This window comes from Streptomyces sp. NPDC044063 (genome assembly GCF_056434285.1).
In genome coordinates, this window is the sequence record NZ_JBWKFM010000013.1 from 1 (window position 1) to 26962 (window position 26962).

22 protein-coding genes are annotated in these 26962 nt (G+C 73.2%); 7 read left to right on the forward strand and 15 right to left on the reverse strand.

Annotated features, from left to right (window positions below; all coding sequences use genetic code 11):
- The first annotated feature begins 190 nt into the window (after positions 1-190).
- The gene (locus AC07BS_RS17650; RefSeq protein WP_478933219.1) at positions 191-1474 is read left to right on the forward strand and encodes an MFS transporter; all 1284 of its coding nucleotides are present in this window, start codon (positions 191-193) and stop codon (positions 1472-1474) included.
- 33 nt (positions 1475-1507) lie between these two features.
- On the opposite strand, the gene AC07BS_RS17655 is transcribed toward AC07BS_RS17650, so the two are convergent.
- The 4 genes from AC07BS_RS17655 to uvrB form a co-directional block, all read right to left on the reverse strand.
- Positions 1508-2539 (reverse strand): TerC family protein, encoded by a 1032-nt coding sequence (locus tag AC07BS_RS17655; protein ID WP_478648466.1) that lies wholly within the window; start codon positions 2537-2539, stop codon positions 1508-1510.
- Positions 2540-2680: 141 nt separating this feature from the next.
- Positions 2681-4627 carry a TerD family protein gene (locus AC07BS_RS17660; RefSeq protein ID WP_478933063.1) on the reverse strand — a complete coding sequence of 649 codons (1947 nt, stop codon included), beginning with the start codon at positions 4625-4627 and terminating at the stop codon, positions 2681-2683.
- Between the two features lie 116 nt (positions 4628-4743).
- Positions 4744-5322 carry a TerD family protein gene (locus tag AC07BS_RS17665; RefSeq protein WP_478648460.1) on the reverse strand — a complete coding sequence of 193 codons (579 nt, stop codon included), beginning with the start codon at positions 5320-5322 and terminating at the stop codon, positions 4744-4746.
- 182 nt (positions 5323-5504) lie between these two features.
- On the reverse strand, positions 5505-7625 hold the full coding sequence (gene uvrB, locus AC07BS_RS17670) for an excinuclease ABC subunit UvrB (protein ID WP_478933065.1): 2121 nt from the start codon (positions 7623-7625) through the stop codon (positions 5505-5507).
- Positions 7626-7866: 241 nt separating this feature from the next.
- On the opposite strand from uvrB, the gene AC07BS_RS17675 reads away from it, so the two are divergent.
- From AC07BS_RS17675 to AC07BS_RS17685, 3 genes are all read left to right on the forward strand, one after another.
- Positions 7867-8817: a glycerophosphodiester phosphodiesterase gene (locus AC07BS_RS17675; protein WP_478933067.1), complete on the forward strand. Its 951-nt coding sequence runs from the start codon at positions 7867-7869 to the stop codon at positions 8815-8817.
- A gap of 136 nt (positions 8818-8953) precedes the next feature.
- Entirely contained in the window at positions 8954-10384 is a 1431-nt protein-coding gene (locus AC07BS_RS17680; protein WP_478933069.1) for a WGR domain-containing protein, read from the forward strand.
- A 53-nt stretch (positions 10385-10437) separates the two neighbouring features.
- On the forward strand, positions 10438-10719 hold the full coding sequence (locus AC07BS_RS17685) for a DUF6343 family protein (RefSeq protein WP_478933071.1): 282 nt from the start codon (positions 10438-10440) through the stop codon (positions 10717-10719).
- Here AC07BS_RS17685 and AC07BS_RS17690 read toward each other — a convergent pair.
- The 7 genes from AC07BS_RS17690 to rpsA all read right to left on the reverse strand — a co-directional run bounded on the left by AC07BS_RS17690 (position 10716) and on the right by rpsA (position 16266).
- Complete coding sequence (locus AC07BS_RS17690; protein ID WP_478648449.1) at positions 10716-11000, reverse strand: hypothetical protein; 285 nt, start codon at positions 10998-11000, stop codon at positions 10716-10718. The two genes, AC07BS_RS17685 and AC07BS_RS17690, sit on opposite strands and share 4 nt — an antisense overlap.
- A gap of 15 nt (positions 11001-11015) precedes the next feature.
- Complete coding sequence (locus AC07BS_RS17695; RefSeq protein ID WP_478648446.1) at positions 11016-11798, reverse strand: hypothetical protein; 783 nt, start codon at positions 11796-11798, stop codon at positions 11016-11018.
- A 6-nt stretch (positions 11799-11804) separates the two neighbouring features.
- A complete protein-coding gene (locus AC07BS_RS17700; protein ID WP_478648444.1) occupies positions 11805-12125 on the reverse strand; it encodes a type VII secretion target in 321 nt (106 codons plus the stop codon).
- 51 nt (positions 12126-12176) lie between these two features.
- Positions 12177-12770 (reverse strand): hypothetical protein, encoded by a 594-nt coding sequence (locus AC07BS_RS17705; protein WP_478933074.1) that lies wholly within the window; start codon positions 12768-12770, stop codon positions 12177-12179.
- A gap of 245 nt (positions 12771-13015) precedes the next feature.
- Positions 13016-13618 (reverse strand): dephospho-CoA kinase, encoded by a 603-nt coding sequence (gene coaE, locus AC07BS_RS17710; protein ID WP_478648439.1) that lies wholly within the window; start codon positions 13616-13618, stop codon positions 13016-13018.
- A gap of 25 nt (positions 13619-13643) precedes the next feature.
- The gene (locus AC07BS_RS17715) at positions 13644-14588 is read right to left on the reverse strand and encodes a PAC2 family protein (RefSeq protein ID WP_478648436.1); all 945 of its coding nucleotides are present in this window, start codon (positions 14586-14588) and stop codon (positions 13644-13646) included.
- A gap of 178 nt (positions 14589-14766) precedes the next feature.
- Positions 14767-16266, reverse strand: coding sequence for a 30S ribosomal protein S1 (gene rpsA, locus AC07BS_RS17720; protein ID WP_099201896.1), 1500 nt, complete (start codon positions 16264-16266; stop codon positions 14767-14769).
- 416 nt (positions 16267-16682) lie between these two features.
- On the opposite strand from rpsA, the gene AC07BS_RS17725 reads away from it, so the two are divergent.
- Both AC07BS_RS17725 and hrpB read left to right on the forward strand, forming a co-directional pair.
- Positions 16683-17486 carry a class I SAM-dependent methyltransferase gene (locus tag AC07BS_RS17725; protein WP_478648433.1) on the forward strand — a complete coding sequence of 268 codons (804 nt, stop codon included), beginning with the start codon at positions 16683-16685 and terminating at the stop codon, positions 17484-17486.
- Positions 17487-17535: 49 nt separating this feature from the next.
- Positions 17536-20061, forward strand: coding sequence for an ATP-dependent helicase HrpB (gene hrpB, locus AC07BS_RS17730; protein ID WP_478933077.1), 2526 nt, complete (start codon positions 17536-17538; stop codon positions 20059-20061).
- A 111-nt stretch (positions 20062-20172) separates the two neighbouring features.
- Here hrpB and AC07BS_RS17735 read toward each other — a convergent pair whose 3' ends face one another.
- The 4 genes from AC07BS_RS17735 to polA form a co-directional block, all read right to left on the reverse strand.
- Positions 20173-20364, reverse strand: a complete 192-nt coding sequence (locus AC07BS_RS17735) for a hypothetical protein (protein WP_478648428.1) — start codon at positions 20362-20364, stop codon at positions 20173-20175.
- Positions 20361-21383: a cell envelope lipid trafficking protein PgfA gene (gene pgfA / locus AC07BS_RS17740; RefSeq protein ID WP_478648426.1), complete on the reverse strand. Its 1023-nt coding sequence runs from the start codon at positions 21381-21383 to the stop codon at positions 20361-20363. Before pgfA ends, AC07BS_RS17735 begins: the two co-directional genes overlap by 4 nt.
- 10 nt (positions 21384-21393) lie before the next feature.
- Positions 21394-21528: an SPW_0924 family protein gene (locus AC07BS_RS17745; RefSeq protein ID WP_478648424.1), complete on the reverse strand. Its 135-nt coding sequence runs from the start codon at positions 21526-21528 to the stop codon at positions 21394-21396.
- A 174-nt stretch (positions 21529-21702) separates the two neighbouring features.
- A complete protein-coding gene (polA, locus tag AC07BS_RS17750; protein WP_478648746.1) occupies positions 21703-24360 on the reverse strand; it encodes a DNA polymerase I in 2658 nt (885 codons plus the stop codon).
- A 221-nt stretch (positions 24361-24581) separates the two neighbouring features.
- On the opposite strand from polA, the gene AC07BS_RS17755 reads away from it, so the two are divergent.
- The gene (locus AC07BS_RS17755) at positions 24582-26930 is read left to right on the forward strand and encodes an FdhF/YdeP family oxidoreductase (protein ID WP_478933080.1); all 2349 of its coding nucleotides are present in this window, start codon (positions 24582-24584) and stop codon (positions 26928-26930) included.
- The last annotated feature ends 32 nt before the right edge of the window (positions 26931-26962 follow it).

Here is a 26962-nt window from a genome sequence, read left to right on the forward strand (position 1 = left end):
AGAAAGGTGGTGGGAAGATTGTCGGCACCCCCCCCTCTCCCCCCCCCCCCCCACAACCCCCCCCCCCCCCCCCCGATTCCGGCACGCCCCCTCCAACGCTTCCTTTACGCCCCGACTTCTCGCCGTTCGCCCGTTTCCTGGGCGCCCGGCGGAAGTTGGGCAGTACATGAATCGTGACCGTTCCCCGGCCATGTTCCGCCTGGCGGCCGCCTCCATGGCCGGCACCGCCATCGAGTTCTACGACTTCTACGCCTACGGCACCGCCGCCGCCCTCGTCCTGGGCCGGCTGTTCTTTCCCGGGGTCTCCCCCATCACCGGCACCCTCGCCGCCTTCGGCACCTTCGGCGTCGGCTTCATCGCCCGCCCCCTCGGGGCGATGCTCTTCGGCCACATCGGCGACCGCCACGGCCGCCGCCCCGTGCTCGTCCTCTCCCTGCTGCTGACCGGCGTCGCCACGGTCGCGGTCGGCTGTGTGCCCACCTACCGGGACATCGGCCTGGCCGCCCCGGCGCTGCTCCTGCTCCTGCGCTTCCTCCAGGGCCTCGGCCTCGGCGGGGAGTGGGGCGGCGCGGTGCTGCTCACCACCGAACACGCGCCCGCCCACCGCCGCGCGCTGTGGGCGAGCTTCCCCCAGACCGGCCCCTCCGTCGGCTTCCTGCTCGCCAACGGCATCACCCTGGCCCTCTCGGCCACCCTGACGGACGCGGACTTCCTGTCCTGGGGCTGGCGCGTGCCGTTCTGGGCCGCCGGCGTACTGGCCGCCGTGGGGCTGCTGCTGCGCGCCCAGCTCGCCGAGACCCCGGAGTTCCGCGACCTGGCCGACCGGGAGAGCCTCTCCAGGCTCCCCCTCGCCGAGGTCGTCCGCGACCACTGGCGGCTGCTCCTGCTCACCGGCGGGGCGCTGTCGTTCGGCTACGCCGTCTACTACGCGGTCACCACCTGGGCCCTGTCCTACGGCACCGGGACCCTCGGCGTCGACCGGACCGTCATGCTGAGCTGTGCCATGGTGGCGGTCGCGACGAACGGCGCGGCCACCCCGCTGGTCGCCCTCCTCTCGGACCGCTACGGCCGCCGTCCGCTGTGCCTGGCCGGCTGCGCGGCGGTGGCGTTGTGGATGTTCCCGCTGGTCCGCCTGCTGCACACCGGCCGCCCCGCCCTGATGCTGCTGGGCTTCGTCGTGGCGATGCTGTCCTTCGGCCTCGCCTTCGGCACGGTCGGCGCCTACCTCCCCGAGCTCTACGAGGCCCGGATCCGCTGCACGGGCGCGGCTGTGGGCTACAACCTGGCGGGGGTCCTGGGCGGTGCCGTCACCCCGCTGGTCGCGACCGCCGCGGCCCGGGGCGAGGGGACACCCTGGGGCGTGGCGGCTTATCTGGCCGGTGTCGCGCTGCTGAGCCTGGCCTGCTTCCTGCTGCTGCCGGAGACCCGCCCGGCGCCGGCCGTCGGGCCCGCCGCCGAGGCCGCGCCCGCCTGAGCGGGCCCGCCGGCCCCGGTGGGCACCCGCCCGTCAGGCGCGGGCGCTCTCCCGGCCGGCCCCGTCCCGTTCCTCCCCGGTCGCCGGGGCCGCCACCGCGGCCTCGGCGGCCTCCTCCCGCGCCTGCCGGGCCGAGGCCCGCAGGCTGGTGACGGTCGTGACGGCCAGCACCGCGCAGATGACGCCGAGCGAGACCGGGATGCTGATCTCGGGGACGGCGACGCCGCTCTCGTGCAGGGCGTGGAGGACGAGCTTGACGCCGATGAAGCCGAGGATGACCGACAGGCCGTAGGAGAGGTGGACCAGCTTCCTCAGCAGGCCGCCGATGAGGAAGTACAGCTGGCGCAGGCCCATCAGGGCGAAGGCGTTGGCCGTGAAGACGATGTACGGGTCCTGGGTGAGGCCGAAGATCGCGGGTATGGAGTCCAGCGCGAAGAGCACGTCGGTGGTGCCGATCGCCAGCATGACGATCAGCATCGGCGTCATCAGCCGTCTGCCGTTCTCGGTGATGAACAGCTTCGTGCCGTGGTAGCGGTCGGTGGACGGGAAGCGCCGCTCGACCAGCTTCAGGAAGCGGTTCTCCTCGAACTCCTCGTCCTCCTCGTCCGCGCGCGCCTCCTGGATGAGCTTCCAGGCGGTCCAGACGAGGAACGCGCCGAAGAGGTAGAAGACCCACGAGAAGTTGGCGATGATCGCCGCGCCGGCGCCGATGAACACGGCGCGCAGGACCAGGGCGATCAGCACGCCCACCATCAGCACCCGCTGCTGGTAGACCGTCGGGACGGCGAACTTCGCCATGATCAGGACGAAAACGAAGAGGTTGTCGACGCTGAGCGACTTCTCCGTGATGAAGCCGGCGAAGAACTCACCGGCCGGCTGCCCGCCGCCGAAGGCCCAGAGCCCCAGCCCGAAGAGCCCGGCCAGGGCCACCCAGACCGCCGTCCAGACACCGGCCTCCTTCACGGAGACCTCGTGCGGCTTGCGGCCTCCGATGAAGAAGTCGGCGGCGATGAGGGCGCAGAGACCGAGGATGGTCAGCACCCACAGGGTCAGGGAGACGTCCACTGTTCCTCCGGTACGTCGTACGGGCGTACGGCAGTTCCCAGAACGGTACAGGAACACCCAAGGAAAAGTAAAGAGAAACCCAAAATCCCAGCTCAGCGGCCCTTTGCCGGCAAAAGGCCGCCGTCCGTCCGCCGGATACCGCTAGATGCCGTAGGCCTTCCGGGCCTGGCCGACCTGCCAGAGCACCTGCCGGAGCACCTCGCTCCCGGCGGGCGCCCGCGAGGGCTCGTACGTCCAGGAGTGGCCCACCCAGGGGTCGGCGAGGTGGTCGTCGGGCACCGGCGTGATCCGCAGCAGCGAGCGCCACAGGGGGTCCAGCACGGGCCCGTAGCCCCGGGCGTCCTCGCGGTCGGCGACCATCAGCAGGTGCACGCCCACGGACGGCCCCTCGTCCGCGAGGTAGCGCAGCTGGGTGACGGCGCGGTCGTCGAAGCCGTGCGGGAAGTCGTTGACGATCAGCAGCTGCTCGGCGGTGTCCAGGTCCGGCGGCAGGGAGTCCAGGGCTCCGCTGCGGACCGCCATCTGCACCAGGTCGACGCGCCGCGTCAGCCGCTCCAGCACCTCCGTCACGCCCCGGGCCCCGGCGACGGGCGGCTCCTTCAGCGCCCCGTACTCCAGCAGCGGGGCCAGCGCCGTGCCCGCCGCGCCCGCCGGGTCGATGACGTGCGCCGAGTAGTCGCCGACGGGGTGGACGGCGAGGAGCCGCACGGCGTGCGCGACCGCGCAGTCCAGGGCCAGCCGGCGCCGCTCGGCCGGGTCCGCCAGGCCCGCGTCCTTGGCGGAGCGGCCGCTGTCGATCCACAGCCCGCGCTCCAGCGGCAGCCGCACCAGCATGGGGACGCGCAGCTCGGGGCGCTCGGGCAGGTGGAGGTCGCCCAGGCGCAGCGCCATGGGCCGCTCCAGCGGCACCTGGTAGCCCTGCCACACGGGGCTGTCCCAGCGGGCGTAGGCGGGCGGCAGGGCGTGCTCGACGACCTCGGCCTCGGCCACCAGCCGGTCGAGGTCCCGGTCGAGCGCGGCGCGCGCCTGGCCGATCAGCTCGGTCTGCCGGGCCCGCGCCGCCTCCCGCGCGGCGTCGGCGGCCGGGCCGACCCGGGTGAGCGGGTCGGAGAGCACCCGGTCCAGCTCCTGCTCCAGGCGCGACTCCGCGAAGTCGGCCGCGCTGCGGTAGGCGGCGGTCGCCCGGGCCAGGTCCTCGAACATGCCCCAGACCTGGTTGTAGAGCCGCTCGTCCATGGTCCAGCCGGTGGCGTCACCGGCCACCGGCCGGTACGGCTCGTCCGGCCCGGTCGCGGGGGTGGCCGGAGCGGGCTCGGGCGGCGCCGCGGTGGCACGGCCGGGGTGGCGGTAGTCGACCGGGCCCGTGGAGGGCGCGGCGCGCGCCGGAACGGGCTCCGGGGCGGACGCCTGCGGGCCGGTCCCGGAGGTCCGGGGGGAGGGCCGGTCGTCGGCCGGGCCGCCGCCCGCCGGGGCGGTCCGGCGCCCGGCGGCGTCGGCCCCGGCGACCTGCGCGGGCGGGGGCGCGACCGCGCGGGCCATGCCCTGGGCGACCGCCTCCTCGATGGCCGCCGCCATGTCCGCGGCCCGGGACAGCCCCTGGTCGTGCAGCATGGCGGCCAGCCCGCCCGCGTACCCCTGGCCGACCGCCCGCACCTTCCAGGCGCCCTGCCTGCGGTAGAGCTCCAGGACGACGACGGCCGACTCGGCGTCCAGGCCGGTGACGGTGTAGCTGGCGAGCTCCGTGCCGTCGGTCGCGGTCACGGCGACGAACGGGGCGGCCAGGGCCCCGAAGCGGCCGGGGCCGGACGTCCCGGCGGGCAGGGCGAGCAGCACATGGACGCGGTGCGCGGTGTCCGGGAGGGCCTCCAGGTCGACCGCCAGCCGGTGCTCGGCGGCGGCCTGCCGGGAGACCTCCAGGCCGGGGATCCGGGGCGAGGCGGGGTGGGCGACCCACTCCTCGCCGGGGATCCTGCCGTCCGCGTCGCCGAGCGTCGCTCCCGCCACCACCGGTCGGCCCGCCGAGATCCGGATCTCCAGCCGGGTCTCGGACAGCGGGTGGTTCTGCCCCCGCATCAGCTCGGCCGTCATCGCCGCTTCCCCCTTGTCGTGCTCGCCATGTCGTTGCTCGTTGTGACGAGGGCCCGGCGGATGCTCCGCCGGGCCCGGTCCGCTCCGCCGCGACACCCGTCGCGGCCCGGGCGGACTCAGATGACGGCCTGGATCTCCGCCAGCAGGTCCTGGAACGTCCGGCCGTTGGACGGGGAGCCGATGGCCGTCATCTGCCAGCCGTTGCCCACCCGGTGCACCTTCGCCATGATCTGGGCGGTGTACTGGCCGCCGCCGTCGAGGGTGTAGCGCGCCAGCTCCTGACCGGTCGTCTCGTCGACCAGACGGCAGAAGGCGTTCTGCACCTCGGCGAAGGTCTGGCCGGTGAACGAGTTCACCGTGAAGACGATGGTGTTGATGTGCACGGGAACGCGCGCCAGGTCGACGAGGATCGCCTCGTCGTCGCCGCCCTGGCCCGCGCCGCCGACCAGATTGTCGCCGGTGTGGCGGACCGAGCCGTCCTTGCTGACCAGCTGCTGGAAGAAGGCGACGTCGACCGGCTGCTTGTCGGCGAAGAGCACCGCCGAGGCGTCCAGGTCGATCTCCCGCGTACGCGACCCGAACAGCCCGCGGCGAGGGGCCGCCTGCCAGCCCAGCCCCATCCGCACCGCGGTCAGGGTGCCCCCGTCGGCCTTCTGCAGGCTGATGCCCTGGCCCTTGGACAAATTGACCGTCACGCGCGTCCCTCTCGTTCGTACATCCCCGTCACCGCGCCGTGCGCGCGGTGTGCTTGAACGACCCTATGCACAGCCGGGGGCGGCGTACGCACCCGAGGGGGGCTTTGTGGCGGTCTTGCAACATGCCCGGCCACCGGCCCGTGACCCGCCCCTCCCCAGGGCAGCCGCCCCGTCACGGACCGTCAGGCCAGGCCCGCCTCGCGCATCTGACGCAGCTCCTTCTTCAGCTCCCCCACCTCGTCGCGCAGCCGGGCCGCGACCTCGAACTGGAGCTCCGCGGCGGCCGCCCGCATCCGGTCGGTCATGTCCTCGATGAGCTGGGCGAGTTCCGCGGCGGGCCGGTCGGTGGGCACGGCGGCCGCCGCCTTGGCCTTGCCGCGGCCCTTCCCCTTGGCCGCCGGGACCGGGGCCCGGCCCTTGCCCTGGTCGCCCTTGCGGTAGCCCGTGCCCAGCAGCTCCTCGGTGTCGAGCTCCTCGCGGGCGAGGGTGGCGACGATGTCGCCGATCTTCTTGCGCAGCGGCTGGGGGTCGATGCCCCGTTCCTTGTTGTAGGCGATCTGCTTCTCGCGGCGCCGGTTCGTCTCGTCGATGGCCTTCTCCATCGCCGGAGTGATCTTGTCGGCGTACATGTGGACCTGCCCGGAGACGTTGCGCGCCGCACGGCCGATGGTCTGGATCAGGGACGTGCCGGAGCGCAGGAAGCCCTCCTTGTCGGCGTCGAGGATCGCCACCAGCGACACCTCGGGCAGGTCGAGGCCCTCGCGCAGCAGGTTGATGCCCACGAGGACGTCGTACTCGCCGGCCCGCAGCTCCCGCAGCAGCTCCACCCGGCGCAGGGTGTCGACGTCGCTGTGCAGATAGCGCACCTGGATGCCCAGCTCCAGGAAGTAGTCGGTGAGGTCCTCGGCCATCTTCTTCGTCAGCGTCGTCACCAGGACGCGCTCGTCCCGCTCGGTGCGCGTGCGGATCTCGTGCACCAGGTCGTCGATCTGCCCCTCGGTCGGCTTGACCACGACCTCCGGGTCGACCAGGCCGGTGGGGCGGATGATCTGCTCCACGAAGCCCTTGCCGCGCGAGAGTTCGTACGGGCCGGGCGTCGCGGACAGATAGACCGTCTGCCCGATGCGCTCGGTGAACTCCTCCCACTTCAGCGGGCGGTTGTCCATGGCCGAGGGCAGCCGGAAACCGTGCTCGACGAGCGTGCGCTTGCGGGAGGCGTCGCCCTCGTACATCGCGCCGATCTGCGGGACGGTGACGTGCGACTCGTCGATGACGAGGAGGAAGTCCTCGGGGAAGTAGTCGAGCAGGGTGTTGGGCGGGGAGCCCGGCTCGCGGTCGTCCATGTGCAGCGAGTAGTTCTCGATGCCCGAGCAGGAGCCGACCTGCCGCATCATCTCGATGTCGTAGGTGGTGCGCATCCGCAGCCGCTGGGCCTCCAGCAGCTTGCCCTGCTTCTCCAGCTGGGCCAGCCTCCGCTCCAGCTCCGCCTCGATGCCCGCGACGGCCTTCTCCATGCGCTCCGCGCCGGCGATGTAGTGGCTGGCGGGGAAGACGTACAGCTCCTGGTCGTCGGAGATGACCTCGCCGGTGAGCGGGTGGAGGGTGGAGAGCGCCTCGATCTCGTCGCCGAACATCTCGATCCGGACGGCGAGCTCCTCGTAGACCGGGAAGATCTCGATGGTGTCGCCGCGCACCCGGAACGTGCCACGGGTGAACGCCAGGTCGTTGCGTGTGTACTGGATCTCCACGAAGCGGCGCAGCAGCTGGTCGCGGTCGATCTCCTGACCGACCTTGAGCGGCACCATGCGGTCCACGTACTCCTGCGGCGTGCCCAGGCCGTAGATGCAGGACACGGACGCCACCACGACCACGTCACGCCGGGTGAGCAGGGAGTTCGTCGCGGAGTGGCGCAGCCGCTCGACCTCCTCGTTGATGGAGGAGTCCTTCTCGATGTACGTGTCCGACTGGGGGACGTACGCCTCGGGCTGGTAGTAGTCGTAGTACGAGACGAAGTATTCGACGGCGTTGTTCGGGAGCAGCTCCCGGAACTCGTTGGCGAGCTGGGCGGCCAGCGTCTTGTTCGGCGCCATGACGAGCGTCGGGCGCTGGAGCTTCTCGATCATCCAGGCCGTGGTGGCCGACTTGCCCGTACCCGTCGCGCCGAGCAGCACGACGTCCTTCTCGCCGGCCCGGATGCGCCGCTCCAGGTCGGCGATGGCCGTCGGCTGGTCACCGCTGGGCTGGAAGGAGCTGACGACCTCGAAAGGCGCCACCTTGCGTTCGATCTTCGATACGGGCCGCATGACACCACCGTACGGCCCACCACTGACAACGGCCTCGTCCCCGCCGTTCCACCCCTGTTTCCCGGGCCGCGCGGGGGCGAACACGCGGCGAAGAGTCGGCAAAGGGTCTCTCGTCCGGCTGCCCCGCCCGTCGCGATCGCGTAGGTGTTTCGTGTACGACTTTCCGTGCACCGGGTACGACTTTCCGTACAGGCCGGCCGGCGCGGCCCCGCGCCGGTCCGGAACGCCGTGAGGAGCCGCCATGCGCATCCGCCCCGTCTCCGTGACCAGCGCCCTTCTCGGTCTCTCCCTGACGACGCTCGCCGCCCTGTCCACGGTCGGTCTCGGCGCCGCCCCGGCGGGCGCCACGGCCCGCCCCGCCGCGCCCGTGGTCATCGGCCACCGCGGGGTGCCGGCGCTGGCGCCGGAGAACACCCTGGCGTCCATCGACAGAGCCGCGCGCCTGGGCACCGTCTGGGTCGAGAACGACGTCCAGCGCACCAAGGACGGCGCCCTGATCGTCATGCACGACACCACCCTGGAGCGGACGACCGACGCGAAGAAGCGCTACCCGCGACGGGCGCCCTGGAAGGTCGCCGACTTCACCCTCGACGAGATCCGGCGGCTGGACGCCGGCAGCTGGTACGACCGCCGCTTCGCGGGCGAGCGGGTGCCGACCCTGGAGGGCTACCTGCGCCGCGTCGACCACAACCACCAGAAGCTGCTGCTGGAGGTCAAGGCACCGGAGCTCTACCCCGGCATCGAACGGCAGCTCGTCGCCGAACTGCGCCGCACCGGCTGGCTCGACAGGTCCCACGTCAGGGACAGACTCGTCGTGCAGAGCTTCAACGCCTCCTCCCTGAAGACGCTGCACACGCTCCGCCCCGACCTCAAGAAGGGCTTCCTGGGCGCCCCCAAGGCCTCCCAGCTGCGCTCCTACGCGGCGTTCGCCGACCAGATCAACCCCAGCCAGGGCAGCGTGAACCCCGCCTGGCTGCGCTCCGTGCACGCGCTCAAGGGCCCCCACGGCAGGCGGCTGGAGGTCTCCGCCTGGACCGTCGACGACCCCGAAGAGGCCGTGCGGCTGGCCCACATGGGCGTCGACGGCATCATCACCAACGCCCCGCACGTCGTCGCGGACGCGCTGGACGACGACGCGGACGACACCTCCCTCCTCGACGACGTGCTGCCCGGGGTCGCCGAGATGCTGTGAGCCCCGGGCCGGGGGCCGCCGGCCGCCCGCCGGACGGCCCCCGCGCCCCTGGCCCGTGACCGATTGTCAGTGGCACGCCCTAGCGTTCCCGTCAGTCGACCGGCCGCCCGTGGCCGGCGGGAGGAAGGGCTTGGCCATGGCGGGGAACACGACGTACCTGGAGCTGTCCCAGGACGGCGGCGGGGCGCACAAGTTCTACGAGGTGACCGTCGACGGCACGACCGTCTCCGTGCGCTACGGCCGCATCGGCGCGGACGGGCAGTCGCAGACCTCCACCTTCCCCACCACCGAGAAGGCGCGGGCCGCCGCCGCCAAGAAGGTCGGCGAGAAGGTCCGCAAGGGCTACGCGCCCGCCGTGCGGGGGGCCAGGGCCGCCCGCCCCGTGACGCGCCGCCAGGTCACCTCCGCGCCCTCCACGGCCCGTGCCGTCGCCCCGGTCCTGTGGCGCTTCCGCACCGGCTCCGCCGCCTTCGGCATCCACATCGACGAGGACCGCTGCTGGGTCGGCAACCAGTCCGGCGACGTCCACACCCTGAGCCACGACGGCGAGGTCCTCGCCCGCTACCGCCTGCCGGACGGCGTCAAGTGCCTGGTGGCGGACGACTTCTGGATCTACGCCGGCTGCGACGACGGCACGGTCTACGACCTGTCGGGCAAGGTCCCCTTCGCCGCCTACGAGATCGCCTCCGACGTCGACATCTTCTGGCTCGACATCCACGAGGGCGTCCTGAACGTCGCCGACCGCGACGGCGGGCTGACCGTCATCGACCACGAGGACGAGTACCAGTGGTCGCGCAGGAGCTCCGGGCACGCCGCCTGGATGGTCCGCCGGGACGAGCGCGCCGTCTACCACGGCCACAGCGGCGGCGTGACCGCGTACGCCCAGGACGGCGGCGCCGAGCTGTGGCACACCCGCACCGCCGGTTCCGTGCTCTTCGGCTGGCAGGAGGAGCACTCCGTGTACGCGGGCACGAACCGCAACGTCGTCCAGCGCCTGGCGAAGACCGACGGCTCCGTGGAGGCGTCCTACCGCTGCGACGCCGCCGTCTACTCCTGCGCCACCGCCCCGGACGGCCGCTACGTCTTCGCCGGCGACTCCTCCTCGTCCGTCTACTGCTTCACCGCGGACGGCACACGGCTGTGGAAGCTGAGCACGGGCGGCGGTTCGGCGCTGTCCATGCAGTATCTCGACGAGAAGCTCTACATGGTCACCACGGACGGCTCCCTGGTCTGCGTCGACGCCTCGGAGAGCGCCGTCGACGCCGCCCGGGCGGGTACGGTCCCGGTCCCGGTGGACGTCAAGTCGGCCGCCGCGCTGCCCACCTACGCCCCGGCGACCACGGTGACCACCGTCGCCTCCCCGCCCGCCTCGGGCATCGTCGTCGAATGCGTCCAGGAGGCCGGCCGGCTCCGGGTCCACGTGGTCTCCGGCGGCTACGAACCCACCTGGAACGTCCAGTTCCCCCAGCACATCCGCCAGGCCGGCGCCCGCTATGTCGTCGAGGCCCTCTCCCCCGCCGCCTCCGGCTTCTACCGGGTCCGCGGCGAGATCCAGCGCCTGCTCTGAGGGCGGCGCCGGGCCCCGCCGGGGTGGATGCTGGAGGTGGGAGATGGTGCGCCATGCGTACGGGCAACGAGCCGGCCACCGCCCGCAGCCCGCTGCGGCTGCGCTGCGGGCTCGCCGTCTTCGGCCTGGTGTGGACCGCCGCCGGCACGGCGGCCTTCGCCGCCACGGGCCGGACCGGCTGGGCGGTCGCCTGCGGCGTGCTGCTGCTGGTGACCGTCGTCGACCTGATCATGATCATCCGCCATATCCGGCAGGGCGCGCACTACCAGCCGGGCCGCGACGTCCCGCCCTACGAACCGGTGAAGCCGGAGAGGGAGGACGGGCCCGGGCCCTAGGGCCCGTCGTCCTCCGCCTCCGGGCCGCCGCGCCCCACACCGCGTTCCCACGCCTCCCGCAGGGGCCGGGACCGCTCGCCGAGGGCCTCCGCGTAGGCGCCGACCCGTACGGCCTCGTCGAGGCCGATGCGCCCGGCGAGGATCTCGCGGGCCATCTCCCGCAGCACCTCGCCGGCACCTCCCTCGGCCAGGTGCCGCAGGGCCCCGTGGAGCACGCGGGCCTGCGCCTCGTCGCGGCCGGGGGCCAGGAACTCCTCGTAGCCGACTTCTCGTTCGCCCATGATGTCCCTCCTGGCTCAGACTGCCGGGTGGTCGTAGCCCGCGCGGGGCAGCGGAAAGGTGTGGATCCCCGCCGCGGTCTCGCCGATGACGCGCTCGATCGCCGCGTAGCCGGTGTTCACGGCCGACTGGGCGGCGGTGACCATCAGGGTCATCCGCTGCCACTCCTTGAGGATGACCTCGGCCTCGGCAGCGCCCAGCGCGTAGCCCATCGCGGCGCCCCAGCCCGTCCAGCCGCCGGCCGTGCCGGCCGCGGCGGCGATGGCGGCGGTCACCAGGGCGTCGAGGATCGCCCCGATGCACTGGGCGACGCCCTCGGCGGCCTGGGAGACCGCGTGCGCGATCATGTAGTACTCGCCGCTCAGCGTGTACAGGGAGTCGCGGAACGTCTCCAGATGTCGGCGGAGCGCGTCGAAGTAGAGGAAGGCGGCGTCGGCGGCGTTGCCGTGCCAGGACGCGTCGGCGCGGCGGTTCGCGGCGTCGAGGGAACGGGCCAGGGCGTCGCAGGAGCGTCCCAGGTTGCGCCAGGCCTCGGAGCACTGGGCGTAGGCCGACCAGTCCCCGGCGAACACGTTCTTCGCCCACTCCAGGGGGTCCTGCGTCGTGACCAGCTCGGCCAGCTTGAGCAGCCACGCCCCCGGGCTGAGCACGTCGCCGACCGCGTTGAGCGCGTCCAGGGGATGGGTGAACTTCTCCGGTTCCCGGGGCGGCAGGAGAGCGGCCGTGGGGTCCGGGGCACCACCGGCGGAGGCGGTGCTGTGGGAGGCGGTGCCGTGAGAGGCGGTGTGCGCGGAGTTCATGGCGGGTCAGCGCCTCACCCGCGGCCGGGCCGCGTCGAAGTCGGCCGCCACGGCCCGGTCGGTGTGCCGGTAGTACGAGGCGGCGGCGCGTAACTCGTCCGCGGAGCCCCGCAGGACGGCGGTGAGCCGTTCGAGCGCGCCCAGCGCGTCGTCGCACACGCCCTCGTGCCCACCGAGCACCAGCTCCATCAGCCCGGCCCGCAGGGCGGGGACCCGTGTGAACCGGCGGGCGTACGCGAGCACGTCACCCGCGTCGTCCGCGGCCCTGCCGACCTGCCCGGCGAACGCCTCCAGCCGGTCGCAGTCCACCTGAAGCGGCGTGGACATCCGAGACTTCCCTCCCCATGTCGTGTTTCCGTCCCCCGTCGCGCGCCCGCCCTACGGCGAGACGAGCGCCAGCAGGACGCACAGCAGCGCGCCCACGCCGCCCACCCGGCGCAGCCACTTGACGGGCTCCGCGAGGAGCGACCCGCCGACGATCGTCCGGGCGGCGGTGAACTGGGCGATGGTCCGGCGGGGGAACCCGACGACGAGCGTCACCAGCCCGTGCGCGTCGAGGAGCATGCCCGCGAAGAAGAAGGCCAGCCAGCACCAGAAGTTCCGCGGGCTGACCAGGTAGTAGTCGGAGTCGTCGCGGTAGACGTCCACCCGCTCCCCGGGCACGTACCAGCCGGCCAGCCGGGCGTCCTCGCGGGCGGCCCCGCCCGCGGCGGGACGGAACACGCCGTCGCACACGCTCTTCTCGTCACCGCCGCCCGCGCGCTCCAGCCGGCAGTGGGCGACGGTGACGGTGCCCCTGTCGGCGACGTAGCCCGCCGCCTTGACGGCGTGCGTGACCGAGACCTCCATGAGGGCCAGCCCGAAGAGGACGAGGCAGAACCCGCCGATGCGCGTCCGGTACCTCCGTACGGGCGGGGGCCCGAGCGGCCCCGGCCCGAGCGGGCCCGGAACGGCCAAGAGTGTTCCCCTCACACCAGCTCCACTCGTGACGCTGTCGAGGGCGCAACGCTACTCAGCCGCGGCGGCCCGCGCCGGACGACACATCGGGCGGCGGGGAGCCGGTGGCGGCGGGCCCGCGGCCCGGACGGCCGGCGCGGAGCCGGCGCCGGGCCGGTGGGAGGCGGGTGGGGAGCCGGTACGGGGGCGGTCCGCGGGGAGCCGGGCCGTCCGGCGGGGTGCGCCGGGGCTCACCCGATGGAGCGAACGGCGAACGGCCGTCAGCCCTGTCCGGCCCGCCGGCGCAGCTCCTCCCACACCTCCCGGACGCGCGGTTCGAGGGTCTCCAGCGGGCCGTCGTTGTCGATGACGATGTCGGCGGCGGCCAGCCGGTCCTCGCGACCGGCCTGGGCGGCCATGCGGGCGCGGGCCTCGTCGGGCGTCATGCCGCGCAGCCGGACGAGGCGGTCGACGCGGGTCCCGGTGCCGGCGTCGACGACCACGACGAGGTCGTAGAGGGGGGCGAGCCCGTTCTCGACGAGGAGGGGGACGTCGTGGACCACGACGTCGGCCTCGCCCGCCGCCGCCTCGAGCTCGGCGGAGCGGGCGCGGACGAGGGGGTGGACGATGGCGTTGAGGGCGGCGAGCCGGCCGGGGTCGGCGAAGACGATCGCGCCCAGCGCGGGCCGGTCGAGGGTGCCCTCCGGGGTGAGCACGCCCGGCCCGAACTCGGCGACGACCGCCGCGAGTCCGGGGGTGCCCGGCTCGACCACCTCCCGCGCGATCCGGTCGGAGTCGATGATCACCGCCCCGTACGCGGCGAGGAGCCGCGACACCTCGCTCTTGCCCGCGCCGATTCCGCCCGTGAGGCCCACCTTCAGCATGGGCCCCACGCTATCGGGCGCCCCGTCAGCGCCCGCCGTCGCCCTCCCTGTCGGCGAGGAAGCGCTCGAACTCGGCGCCCAGTTCGTCGGCGGAGGGCAGGTCGACGGGCTCGGCGACCAGGCTGCCGCGGCTCTCGGCACCGGCCACCGCGTCGTACTGGTGCTCAAGGCCGCGGACGAGCGAGACGAGCTCCTCCTCGCCCTCGGCGAGCTGACGCTCGATCTCCTCCTGGGTCCGCAGCGCGGCGTTGCGCAGGGAGTGGGCGGCGGAGGGCAGGACGAGCCCGGTGGCGGCGGTGACCGCCTCCAGGGCGGTGAGGGCGGCGTCCGGGTACGGGGAGCGGGCGACGTAGTGCGGGACGTGGGCGGCGACACCGAGGACGTCGTGCCCGGCCTCGGCCAGGCGGTACTCGATGAGGGATTCGGCGCTGCCGGGCACCTGGGCCTCGTCGAAGTAGCCGCGGTGACCGGGCGTGAGGTCGGTGCGGTTGCCGTGCGGGGTGAGGCCCACGGGGCGGGTGTGCGGGACGCCCATGGGGATGCCGTGGAAGTTGACGGACAGGCGCACGCCGAGCCGCTCGACGAGCTGGCGCACGGCGGCGGCGAAGCGCTCCCACTCCACGTCGGGCTCGGGCCCGCTCAGCAGGAGGAAGGGGGCGCCGGTGGCGTCCTGCACGATGCGCAGCTCGATGGCGGGGGTCTCGTAGGCGCTCCACCGGTCGCGCTGGAACGTCAGCAGGGGGCGGCGGGCGCGGTAGTCGATGAGCCTGTCGTGGTCGAAGCGGGCGACGACCTGGTGCGGCAGGCCGTCGAGCAGCCGCTTGACGATCAGGTCGCCCGTGTCACCGGCGTCGATGTAGCCGTCGAAGTGGTAGAGCATGACCAGACCTGCGGTGTCCTGAGCCAGGGCCAGGTCGGCCACGGCGAGCCCCTTGGGCTCCCATTCGTACAAACCCTGCGGATCCAACACAGTGACCGTTCCTCCTCATGTTCCGTACGGGGGAACGTTCTTGGAGGGCCGTGTCATTCCCGGGCGGGGACCGATCGACGAAACGGGTACCCGGACGCGTCCGGGAATGCGTAAGGCCCGCTCTCCAGGAGAGCGGGCCTTACGTCGGTCAGCTAGTCAGCTGCCGTGGGGCAGAGCCTCAGCTCTGGCCGCCGGCGAGCTTCTCGCGCAGGGCGGCGAGAGCCTCGTCCGACGCCAGGGCGCCGGAGGTGTCGGCCGACTCCGAGGAGTACGAACCGCCGGAAACCTGGCCACCGGCCTGCGGGGCGGCCTGGGCGCCCTCGGCCGCAGCCTCGGCGTCCGCCTCGCGGGACTTGATGACCTGCGCCTGGTGCTGCTCGAAGCGCTGCTGCGCCTCGGCGTACTGGCGCTCCCACTCCTCGCGCTGCTTCTCGTAGCCCGGCAGCCAGTCGTTGGCCTCGGGGTCGAAGCCCTCGGGGTAGATGTAGTTGCCCTGGTCGTCGTAGGACGCGGCCATGCCGTACAGGGTCGGGTCGAACTCGACCACGGACGGGTCGGCACCGAAGGACTCGTTGGCCTGCTTCAGCGAGAGGCTGATGCGACGACGCTCGAGGTCGATGTCGATGACCTTGACGAAGATCTCGTCGTTGACCTGGACGACCTGCTCCGGGATCTCCACGTGGCGCTCGGCCAGCTCGGAGATGTGGACCAGGCCCTCGATGCCCTCGTCGACGCGGACGAACGCACCGAACGGAACGAGCTTGGTGACCTTACCCGGGACGACCTGACCGATCTGGTGGGTCCGGGCGAACTGCTGCCACGGGTCCTCCTGGGTCGCCTTGAGCGACAGGGAGACGCGCTCGCGGTCCATGTCGACGTCCAGGACCTCGACCGTGACCTCCTGGCCGACCTCGACGACCTCGGACGGGTGGTCGATGTGCTTCCAGGACAGCTCGGAGACGTGGACGAGACCGTCGACGCCACCCAGGTCCACGAAGGCACCGAAGTTGACGATGGAGGAGACGACGCCGGAGCGCACCTGACCCTTCTGGAGGGTGGTGAGGAAGGTCTGGCGGACCTCGCTCTGGGTCTGCTCCAGCCAGGCGCGGCGGGACAGGACCACGTTGTTGCGGTTCTTGTCCAGCTCGATGATCTTGGCCTCGAGCTCCTTGCCCACGTAGGGCTGGAGGTCGCGGACACGACGCATCTCGACGAGGGAGGCCGGCAGGAAGCCACGGAGGCCGATGTCGAGGATGAGACCACCCTTGACGACCTCGATGACGGTACCGGTGACGATGCCGTCCTCTTCCTTGATCTTCTCGATGGTGCCCCAGGCACGCTCGTACTGGGCGCGCTTCTTCGAGAGGATCAGGCGGCCTTCCTTGTCCTCCTTCTGGAGAACCAGGGCCTCGATCTCGTCGCCGACCTTGACGACCTCGTTCGGGTCGACGTCGTGCTTGATCGAGAGCTCGCGCGAGGGGATGACACCCTCGGTCTTGTAACCGATGTCGAGCAGGACCTCGTCCCGGTCGACCTTCACGATGACGCCGTCGACGATGTCGCCGTCGTTGAAGTACTTGATCGTCTCGTCGATCGCGGCGAGGAAGGCTTCCTCGTTACCGATGTCGTTGACCGCAACCTGCGGGGTGGTGGCGGTGGTCTCGGTGCTGCTCGTCATGTGGGAAAGGGCTCCGGTACGGACATTGAAGTCGTAGGTACTGCTACGCCGAGAGCCCTTATCGCACCGCCGAAGCCGGACAGCGTTGGAGGCGCGCTCCCCGGAGAACCGGGGAGTCCGAAGACCCGAAAGCGGGAGCACCTCGGCAACCGAGGGGACATACAACAGGTGCGAGCGCGGCCTGCTCCGTCTGAGGCGCGCAGGCTCGCAGCGCAACTTGTAGCATACGGGGGCAGCCGGACACGGTCAATGCGCGAAGGCGCACACCCGGGATGAATCCCTGCAAATCCGGCACAACTCAGGTTGTTCGAGGCCACGAGGGTCCCGCCGCACCCCGCCGTGGTGACCGGCCGGGAACCTGCGAAGATCGAGCTCCAGCGAGCTCCGAAGATCGACCAGAGGGTGCGACCGCCGAGATGACCCAAGAATACGAGCCCCAGGCGACCCGCCGTGACTCCGGCGGAACGGAGAGCAGCCGGGCGAGCCGCGGCTGGTGGGACCGCAACGCCGACGAGTACCAGCTCGAGCACGGCGGCTTCCTCGGCGACGACCGCTTCGTCTGGGGACCCGAGGGCCTGGACGAGGCGGACGCCGCCCTGCTGGGGCCCGCGAGCGGCCTGAGGGGCCGGGACGTCCTGGAGATCGGCGCCGGCGCCGCCCAGTGCTCCCGCTGGCTGGCCGCCCAGGGCGCCCGCCCGGTGGCCCTGGACCTCTCCCACCGCCAGCTCCAGCACGCGCTGCGCATCGGAGGCGGCTTCCCGCTGGTGGAGGCCGACGCCGGGGCGCTGCCCTTCGCGGACGGCTCCTTCGACCTCGCCTGCTCCGCGTACGGGGCGCTGCCCTTCGTCTCCGACCCGGTCGGCGTCATGCGCGAGGTCCACCGGGTGCTGCGCCCCGGCGGCCGCTGGGTCTTCTCCGTCACCCACCCCCTCCGCTGGGCCTTCCCGGACGAGCCCGGCCCCGAGGGCCTGTCCGTCGCCGCCTCCTACTTCGACCGCACCCCCTACGTGGAGCAGGACGAGCGGGGCGTCGCCGTCTACGTGGAGCACCACCGCACGCTGGGTGACCGGGTGCGCGACGTGGTGGCCGCCGGCTTCCGCCTGACCGACCTGGTCGAGCCGGAGTGGCCGGCCTGGAACCAGCAGGAATGGGGCGGCTGGTCGCCGCTGCGCGGGCATCTGATCCCGGGCACGGCGATCTTCGTCTGCGAGCGCGACTAGCGCCGGCGCCCCTCACGGGGCGCGTCCGGCCGTGGGCGAGACTGGGCAGGTGATCCGTGACGACGTCCTCGCCCAGCTGCCCGTACGGTCCGTGCTGCCCCGCCTCGGGGAGGCGCTGGACGGGCACGGGACGGCCGTGTTGTGCGCCCCGCCCGGCACCGGCAAGACCACGCTCGTACCGCTGGTGCTGGCGGGACTGACCGGCTCCGGGCCCGTGCGCCGCGTCCTGGTGGCCGAGCCGCGCCGGATCGCCGCCCGCGCCGCGGCCCGCCGCATGGCCTGGCTGCTGGGCGAGGAGGTGGGCGGCCGGGTGGGCTTCACCGTGCGCGGCGAGCGGCGGGCCGGGCCCGCCACCGTCGTCGAGGTCGTCACCACCGGTGTGCTGCTCCAGCGCCTCCAGCGCGACCCGGAACTCGCCGGGGTCGACGTCGTGGTGCTCGACGAGTGCCACGAGCGCCATCTGGACGCCGACACCGCGGCCGCCTTCCTCCTCGACGTCCGGGCCGCGCTGCGCCCGGAGCTGCGGCTGGTGGCGGCGTCGGCGACGACCGACGCCGAGGGCTGGGCCCGGCTGCTGGGCGGCGCGCCGGTGATCGAGGCGGAGGGCGTCTCGTACCCCGTGGACGTCGTATGGGCCCCGCCGCCGCGCCCGGTGCGGCCGCCGCACGGCATGCGCGTGGACCCCGCCCTGCTCGACCACGTCGCCGCGGTGGTCCGCCGGGCACTGCGCGAGCGCGCGGGCGACGTGCTGTGCTTCCTGCCCGGCGTGGGCGAGATCGGGCGGGTGTCGAACCTGCTGGGCGGGACGCCGGAGGGCGCCGAGGTGCTCCAGGTGCACGGCCGGGCCCCGGCGGCCGTGCAGGACGCGGTCCTGGCCGGCGGCTCGGGCACCCGACGGGTGGTGCTGGCGACCTCGGTGGCCGAGTCGAGCCTGACGGTGCCGGGCGTACGGATCGTGGTGGACGCGGGCCTGGCCCGGGAACCGCGCACGGACCACGCCCGCGGCCTGAGCGCCCTGACGACCGTACGGGCCTCGCGCGCCGCCGGCCGCCAGCGCGCGGGCCGGGCCGGGCGCGAGGCGCCGGGCACGGTCTACCGGTGCTGGGCGGAGGCCGACGAGGCACGGCTGCCGGCGTACCCGGCCGCCGAGATCACGGTCGCGGACCTGACGGCGTTCGCGTTGCAGGCCGCCTGCTGGGGCGATCCGCTCGCCTCCTCCCTCGCCCTGCTCGACGCGCCGCCGGCGGGCGCGCTGTCCGCCGCGCGCGCCGTCCTGGCGGCCACGGGCGCCGTCGACGCCGAGGGGCGCCCCACGGACCGGGGCCGCCGCATGGCCCGGCTGGGGGTGCACCCGCGGCTGGCGCGCGCCCTGCTGGACGGCGCGCACGAGGTGGGCGCGCGCCGCGCGGCGGAGATCGTGGCGCTGCTGAGCGAGGAGCCGCCCCGCGAGTACGGCGACGACCTGGCGGCCGCCTGGCGTGCCGCGCGGCGCGGCGGCGACGCCTACGGGGCGCGCTGGCGGGCCGAGGCGCGCCGCCTGGAGGGCTCGCTGCGGGACGTCGCCGGCGCGGCGGCCGGGGCCGGGCCCCTGACCGACGACGCGGCAGCGGGCCTGGTCGCGGCCCTGGCCTTCCCGGAGCGGGTGGCGCGGGCGCGCGGCGAGGGCGCGTACCTGATGGTGTCGGGGACGGGCGCCGGGCTGGGCGAGGGCTCGCGGCTGCGCAGCGCTCCCTGGCTGGCGGTGGCCGTGGCCGACCGGCCCGTGACGGCCGCCTCCGCGCGCGTGCGCCTGGGCGCGGTGATCGACGAGGACACGGCGCGGTCGGCGGCGGGCGCGCTGTTCGCCGAGGGCGAGGAGGTCCACTGGTCGGCGGAGCGGCGTGACGTGGTGGCCCGGCGGGTGACGCGGCTGGGCGCGGTGGAGCTGGCCTCGGGCCCGCTGACCGCCCCGGACCCCGCCCGGCTGCGGGCCGCGCTGCTGGAGGGGCTGCGGGCCGAGGGTCCGGGGCTGCTGCGCTGGAGCGCGGACGCGTCCGCGCTGCGGCAGCGGCTGGCGTTCCTCCACCGCGAGCTGGGCGAGCCCTGGCCGGACGTGTCGGACGAGGCGCTGGTGGCGGGCGCGGACGCGTGGCTGGGCACGGAGCTGGACCGGGCGCGCCGGCGTGCCGATCTGGAGCGGGTGGACGCCGGGGCGGCGCTGCGGTCGCTGCTGCCCTGGGCGGGCGGCGAGGCGGCGCGGCTGGACGAGCTGGCGCCGGAGCGGCTGGAGGTGCCGAGCGGCTCGCGGATCAGGGTGGACTACGGCGCCGGGCAGCCCGTGCTGGCGGTCAAGCTGCAGGAGCTGTTCGGGCTGGTGGAGACGCCGCGGGTGGCGGGCGGGCGGGTGCCCGTGCTGGTGCACCTGCTGTCGCCGGCGGGGCGGCCCGCGGCGGTGACGGCCGATCTGGCGTCGTTCTGGCGGGACGGCTACCGGGCGGTGCGGGCCGAGCTGCGCGGCCGCTACCCCCGGCATCCGTGGCCCGAGGACCCCTCGGCGGCCACGGCGACGCGCCGCACCAACGCGCGCCGCGCGTGAGCGCCGGGCCGGGACACTTCCCCGGGGTGAGGTGTGGGGGGTGAGGTGTGGGGGGTCAGGTGTTGGGGATCAGGTGTTGGGGATCAGGAGTTCGAGGTCAGGTGTTCGGGGTCAGGGGAGGTACCGCTCGATGGCGGCGGCCCCCTTCTCCTCGATGAGGCGCTTGGCGCGCTCGACGCGTTCCGGCGTCACGTCGTGGCCGGAGGCCATGACCAGGTCTTCGGGGTCGAAGGGCCGCTCGCTGCCGGTGTAGAGCCGGCTCGGGCGGGACGGGGTGGACGCGTCCTCCGGATTCTTCGTCACGGTGGGCCTCCTCTGTTCGGCGACCCCTCGTCCGGGGTCGGCCGTTCGGGTTTCCCTCCATCGTGTGCCACGCCGGGCGCCCGCGCACGCCGGCCCCGGGCCTCCAGGACGAGTGCCGCCACGAGCAGGACCGCGCCGGCGCCGAGCAGGCCCCACGGGAGGTCGCGGGTGAGCAGGAGGACGAGGCGCCGCTGGGCCTTCACGGTGGCGACGGTGTCGTCCACGTAGTCGGGCCGTATGGTGACGTGTCCGGCGAAGGCGGTGATCGGCTTCTTCTCCGGGTGGCCGGTCCAGCGCATCTCCTCCCGGTGGTCCTCCTCGCCGTTGACGGGGGCGCCGGTGACGGGGTCGACCCAGAACATCCGCCGGGTGGTGTACCAGCGCTCCAGCCCGAGCTGCCGGACGGTGTCGGGGGTGATACCGAGCGGCAGCCGGCGGGGCAGCGGCACCTTGGTCCACGGGATCGTCTGTTCGAAGTAGTAGACCCGCAGTCCGTGGAAGGTACGGGTGCCCCGGTAGTGGATGGGGGCGGAGGTGCGGGTCATCAGGTCGAAATAGCGGTAGTCGCGCTTCTCGACGAGGAACGGCCACTTGTACTCGATGCCGTCGCGGCGCACGGGCGTGTCGTCGACGTGCTCGCCGCCCGCGTGCACGGGCTGCTGGCTGTGGGCGTCGAAGACGTAGCGCTCGGGGATGCGGGAGACCATCGCGCCGTCGGGCCCGGCGGCGTAGGTGAGGGCGTCCCAGACGACGACGTCCCGGCCGGTGGCGGCCTTGACCCGGCGGGCCTCGGCGACGTCGCCCTTGAGGGTCTGGATCATGGTGACCCTGGGCACGCGCCGGGGTTCGAGGGTGGCGTAGTCGATGAGGGTGGCGTCCTTCGCCTCCAGGACGACCGCCCGGTAGGTGTGGGCGGGGACCTTGGCCAGCCGGGGGAAGGCGTACCAGCGCAGCAGGGGGGACAGGGCCGCGCAGAACACGGCGAGGGCGAGCAGCACCAGGCTCGCTCGGCGGCGCACCGCGGCCCGCTCAGGGGTGCGCGGGCGGGGAGGTCAGCAGGGGCTCGGGGGAGGTCCGGCCGCCGGGCGGCCCGACGGCCGTGACGACGAGGACGAGGGCGAGGGCGGCGGCCAGTCCGACGGCCGCGGCGAGCAGCGCGCGCATGCGAAGCCTCCCTGCGGGAACCCGCGTACCTGACGATGCATCAGGCATGCGGACGGTAGCAACGCGCGCCGCGGATCGGAACCGCGCGGACGCGACCGCCCGCGACCCCCGCCCCCGGACGGGGGCGGACGGGCCGCGGGCGGCGGGGATGTCCCGGTGTCCGGGCGGCGCGAATCAGTGCGCGGCGGACTCCCAGTCCGTGCCGACGCCCACCGACACGTCCAGCGGCGCCCGCAGCTCGACGGCGGCGGCCATCTCGCGGCGGACCAGCTCCTCGGTCCGCTCCCGCTCGCCCGGAGCGATCTCCAGCACGATTTCGTCGTGCACCTGGAGCAGCATCCGGGAGGAGAGCCGCTCCTCCTCCAGCGCCCGTGCCACCCGCAGCATCGCGATCTTCACGATGTCGGCGGCCGTCCCCTGAATCGGGGCGTTGAGCGCCATCCGCTCGGCCATCTCGCGCCGCTGCCGGTTGTCGCTGTTCAGGTCCGGCAGATAGCGGCGGCGGCCCAGCATCGTCTCGGTGTAGCCCGTGGCCCGGGCCTCCTCCACGACGCGCTGGAGGTAGTCGCGCACCCCGCCGAACCGCTCGAAGAACGTGTCCATCAGGCGCCGCGCCTCGTCCGGCGCGATGTTCAGCTGCTGGGACAGGCCGAACGCCGACAGACCGTACGCCAGGCCGTACGACATCGCCTTGATCTTGCGGCGCATCTCGGGGTCGACCTCGCCCTTGGCGACACCGAACACCTGGGAGGCGACCGTGGTGTGGAGGTCCTCCCCGGACGCGAACGCCTCGATCAGGCCCTCGTCCTCCGACAGGTGCGCCATGACCCGCAGCTCGATCTGGCTGTAGTCGGCGGTCATCAGCGACTCGAAGCCCTCGCCGACGACGAAGCCGCGGCGGATCGCCCGGCCCTCGTCCGTCCGCACCGGGATGTTCTGGAGGTTCGGGTCGGTGGAGGACAGCCGGCCCGTCGCCGCCACGGTCTGGTTGAACGTCGTGTGGATACGGCCGTCGGGCGCGATCGCCTTGATCAGACCCTCGACCGTGGACCGCAGCTTCGACTGCTCACGGTGCCGCAGCATGATCACCGGGAGCTCGTTCTCCGTCTGCGCGGCGAGCCAGGCCAGCGCGTCGGCGTCCGTGGTGTACCCGGTCTTCGTCTTCTTGGTCTTCGGCAGGCCCAGCTCGCCGAAGAGCACCTCCTGCAGCTGCTTGGGCGAGCCCAGGTTGAACTCGCGGCCCGCCGCCGCGTGCGCCTCCCGCACCGCCTGCTGCACCGCCGCGGCGAACTGCTGCTCCATCCGCTCCAGCCAGCCGCGGTCCGCCGCGATGCCCGAACGCTCCAGGTCGGACAGCACCGCGCTCGTCGGCAGCTCCACGTCCGTGAGCAGATCGGCGGCACCGACCTCCTTGACCCGGCCGGCGAACGCCTCGCCCAGATCCAGGACCGTCCGCGCGCGCCCCATCAGGGCGTCCGCCTCCGCCTGCTCGTCGGCGCCGAAGGCCAGCTGCCCGTCACCGGCCGCGGCCGTGGCCAGCTCCCGGCCCAGATACTCCACCGACAACGTGTCCAGGGCGAACGAGCGACGCCCCGGCTTCACCAGATACGCCGCCAGGGCCGTGTCCATCGTCACGCCCTCGACCGGCCAGCCGTGATCGGCGAACACCCGCATCACGGACTTCGCGTCATGCATCACCTTGGGCCGCTCCGGGTCGGCCACCCAGGCGGCGAACGCCCGCTCGTCGGCCTCGTCCAGCTCCGCCGGATCGAACCACACCGCCGGACCGTCGCCCGTCGCCAGCGCGATCTCGGAGACCCGGCCCGCACCCTGCGACCAGCTGTCCGTCACGGCCACGCCCAGCGGGCCCGCACCATGCCCGGCCAGCCACGGCGCCAGCTCGCCCGCGGCCAGCAGCGCGCCGTCCACCTCGGCACCGGCCTCCGGCTCCGCCTCCTCGGCGGACTCCCCGCCCGGATCGGCCGCCAGCAGGCGGTCGCGCAGGCCGAGGTTCCGGATCTCCAGCCGCTCCAGGAACGTCACCAGCGCCAGCCGGTCGTACGCCTGGCGCTCCAGGTCGTCCGGGTGCGTCGACAGCCGCACGTCGCGCACCATCTCGGTCAGCCGGCGGTTGAGCTTGACCGCCTCCAGGTGGTCGCGCAGATTCTGCCCGGCCTTGCCCTTGACCTCGTCGACGCGCTCCACCAGCTCCGCGAACGAACCGAACTGGTTGATCCACTTCGTGGCCGTCTTCTCGCCCACGCCCGGGATGCCCGGCAGATTGTCCGACGGGTCGCCGCGCAGCGCCGCGAAGTCCGGATACTGCCGGGGCGACAGGCCGTACTTCTCCACGACCTTCTCCGGCGTGAAGCGCGTCAGCTCCGACACGCCCTTCGTCGGATACAACACCGTCACCGCGTCGGTGATCAGCTGGAAGGAATCGCGGTCGCCCGTGACGATCGAGACCTCGAAGCCCTCCGCCTCGGCCTCCGTCGCCAGCGTCGCGATCACGTCGTCGGCCTCGAAGCCGTCCACCGCGAAACGCCGGACGTTCATCGCGTCCAGCAGCTCGCCGATCAGCGTCACCTGGCCCTTGAACTCGTCCGGGGTCGCGGACCGCGTCGCCTTGTACTCCGGGTACTCCTCCGAGCGCCACGTCTTGCGCGACACGTCGAACGCCACCGCGAAATGCGTCGGCTTCTCGTCACGCAGCGTATTGGCCAGCATCGACGCGAAGCCGTACACCGCGTTCGTCGTCTGACCGGAGGACGTCGTGAAATTCTCCGCGGGCAGCGCGAAGAACGCCCGGTACGCCATGGAGTGCCCGTCCATCAACAGCAGACGGGGGCGGCCTCCCCCCGCTGCCTCGCTGCCGGTCGTCTCGTTCGTCTTCGTCGCCTTTGCTGCCACGCCCCCGATCCTGCCACGGACCACTGACAATCCCGTCCACACCGCCCACGCCCCGCGCCCGCCCCCGTCCCGGCACCCGCCCCGTGACAGGATCGACGCACCCGTGCGCACCGCACACCACCGACCGCTCAAGGGGGAGCGAGATGGCAGGCCAGCCGCCCACCGGCGATCCCGTACAGGACGCACCCGACGTCACCGCCCCGCAGCACGCCGCCGCGGGCATCCCCGCCATCGCCCACTCGCTGCGCATCGCCCACGAGCAGATGGGCGTCCGGCGCACCGCCCTCACCCTCCTCCGCGTCAACCAGAAGAACGGCTTCGACTGCCCCGGCTGCGCCTGGCCCGAGCCCGAGAAGCGCCACACCGCCGAGTTCTGCGAGAACGGCGCCAAGGCCGTCGCCGAGGAGGCCACCCTCCGCCGCGTCACCCCCGCCTTCTTCGCCGAGCACTCCGTCGCCGGCCTCGCCGACCGCAGCGGCTACTGGCTCGGCCAGCAGGGCCGTCTCACCCACCCCATGTACCTCGCCGAGGGCGCCGACCACTACGAACCCGTCACCTGGGACCGCGCCTTCGACATCATCGCCGAGGAGCTCGGCGCCCTCACCGGCCCCGACGAGGCCGTCTTCTACACCTCGGGCCGCACCAGCAACGAAGCCGCCTTCCTCTACCAGCTCTTCGCCCGCGAGTTCGGCACCAACAACCTGCCCGACTGCTCCAACATGTGCCACGAGTCCTCGGGCTCCGCACTGACCGAGACCATCGGCATCGGCAAGGGCAGCGTCCTGCTGGAGGACCTCCACAAGGCCGACCTGATCATCGTCGCCGGCCAGAACCCCGGCACCAACCACCCCCGCATGCTCAGCGCCCTGGAGCGGGCCAAGGCCGGCGGCGCGAAGATCATCACCGTCAACCCGCTCCCCGAGGCCGGCCTCGAACGCTTCAAGAACCCCCAGAACGCCCGCGGCCTCGCCGGCGTCGGCACCGCCCTCACCGACCTCTTCCTCCAGATCCGCCTCGGCGGCGACCAGGCCCTCTTCCGCCTGCTCAACAAGCTCGTCCTGGAGACGGACGGCGCCGTCGACACCGCCTTCGTCGAGGAACACACCCACGGCTTCGAGGACTTCGCCCGCGTCGCCCGCACCGCCGACCGGGACGAGACCCTCCGCGCCACCGGCCTGTCCCGCGAGGACATCGAGGCCGCCCTGCGCATGATCCTCGCCTCCCGGCGCACCGTCGTCTGCTGGGCCATGGGCCTCACCCAGCACAAGCACGCCGTCCCCACCATCCGCGAGGTCGTCAACCTCCTGCTGCTCCGCGGCGCCATCGGCCGCCCCGGCGCCGGCGTCTGCCCCGTCCGCGGCCACAGCAACGTCCAGGGCGACCGCACCATGGGCATCTTCGAACGCCCCACCGGCGCGTTCCTCGACGCCCTGGAGAAGGAGTTCGGCTTCACCGCCCCCCGCGCCCACGGCCTCGACGTCGTCCGCGCCATCCGCGCCCTCCGCGACGGGCGGGCCAAGGTCTTCTTCGCCATGGGCGGCAACTTCGTCTCCGCCACCCCCGACACCGACGTCACCGAGGCCGCCGTCCGCCGCGCCCGCCTCACCGTGCACGTCTCCACCAAGCTCAACCGCTCGCACGTCATCACCGGCGCCCGCGCCCTCATCCTCCCGACCCTCGGCCGCACCGAACGCGACCGGCAGCGCACCGGCGACCAGTTCGTCACCGTCGAGGACTCCATGGGCATGGTCCACGCATCCCGCGGCCGCCTCGACCCCGCGGGCCCCCGGCTGCTCTCCGAACCCGCCATCGTCTGCCGCATGGCCCGCCGCGTCCTCGGCCCCTCCAGCACCACCCCCTGGGAGGACTTCGAGAACGACTACGCCACCATCCGCGACCGCATCGCCCGCGTCATCCCCGGCTTCGAGGACTTCAACGCCCGCGTCGCCCGCCCCGGCGGCTTCACCCTCCCCCACGGGCCCCGCGACAGCCGCACCTTCCCCACCGCCACCGGCAAGGCCAACTTCACCGCCGCACCGGTCGAGTACCCCCAGGTCCCCGAGGGCCGCCTGCTCCTGCAGACCCTCCGCTCCCACGACCAGTACAACACCACCATCTACGGCCTCGACGACCGCTACCGCGGCATCAAGAACGGCCGTCGCGTCGTCCTTCTCCACCCCGACGACGCCCGCGCCCACGACCTCGCCGACGGCTCCTACGCCGACCTCGTCAGCGAATGGACCGACGGCAGCGAGCGCCGCGCCCCCGGCTTCCGCGTCGTCCACTACCCCACCGCGCGCGGCTGCGCCGCCGCCTACTACCCCGAGACGAACGTCCTCGTCCCGCTCGACCACACCGCCGACACCAGCAACACCCCCGCCAGCAAGTCCATCGTCATCCGGCTCGAACGGGCGGAGCGGGCGGAGCAGGCGGCGAGGGCGGAGCAGGCGGAGCGGCCGGAAGGAGCCGCGGCCGGCGAAGCGGAACGGTAGGCCCCAGACAGTCGATGGTTGACGAAAGTACC

Coding starts and splice junctions, on each gene's coding strand:
- polA (WP_478648746.1), bottom strand. CDS start 24,360: ATGGACGGGCACTCCATGGCGTACCGGGCGTTCTTCGCGCTGCCCGCG.
- AC07BS_RS17755 (WP_478933080.1), top strand. CDS start 24,582: ATGGCAGGCCAGCCGCCCACCGGCGATCCCGTACAGGACGCACCCGAC.
- AC07BS_RS17690 (WP_478648449.1), bottom strand. CDS start 11,000: ATGGGCGAACGAGAAGTCGGCTACGAGGAGTTCCTGGCCCCCGGCCGC.
- uvrB (WP_478933065.1), bottom strand. CDS start 7,625: ATGCGGCCCGTATCGAAGATCGAACGCAAGGTGGCGCCTTTCGAGGTC.
- AC07BS_RS17700 (WP_478648444.1), bottom strand. CDS start 12,125: ATGTCCACGCCGCTTCAGGTGGACTGCGACCGGCTGGAGGCGTTCGCC.
- AC07BS_RS17680 (WP_478933069.1), top strand. CDS start 8,954: ATGGCGGGGAACACGACGTACCTGGAGCTGTCCCAGGACGGCGGCGGG.
- rpsA (WP_099201896.1), bottom strand. CDS start 16,266: ATGACGAGCAGCACCGAGACCACCGCCACCACCCCGCAGGTTGCGGTC.
- AC07BS_RS17650 (WP_478933219.1), top strand. CDS start 191: ATGTTCCGCCTGGCGGCCGCCTCCATGGCCGGCACCGCCATCGAGTTC.
- coaE (WP_478648439.1), bottom strand. CDS start 13,618: ATGCTGAAGGTGGGCCTCACGGGCGGAATCGGCGCGGGCAAGAGCGAG.
- AC07BS_RS17695 (WP_478648446.1), bottom strand. CDS start 11,798: ATGAACTCCGCGCACACCGCCTCTCACGGCACCGCCTCCCACAGCACC.
- AC07BS_RS17685 (WP_478933071.1), top strand. CDS start 10,438: ATGCGTACGGGCAACGAGCCGGCCACCGCCCGCAGCCCGCTGCGGCTG.
- AC07BS_RS17660 (WP_478933063.1), bottom strand. CDS start 4,627: ATGACGGCCGAGCTGATGCGGGGGCAGAACCACCCGCTGTCCGAGACC.
- AC07BS_RS17745 (WP_478648424.1), bottom strand. CDS start 21,528: ATGCGCGCGCTGCTCGCCGCGGCCGTCGGACTGGCCGCCGCCCTCGCC.
- AC07BS_RS17675 (WP_478933067.1), top strand. CDS start 7,867: ATGCGCATCCGCCCCGTCTCCGTGACCAGCGCCCTTCTCGGTCTCTCC.
- AC07BS_RS17725 (WP_478648433.1), top strand. CDS start 16,683: ATGACCCAAGAATACGAGCCCCAGGCGACCCGCCGTGACTCCGGCGGA.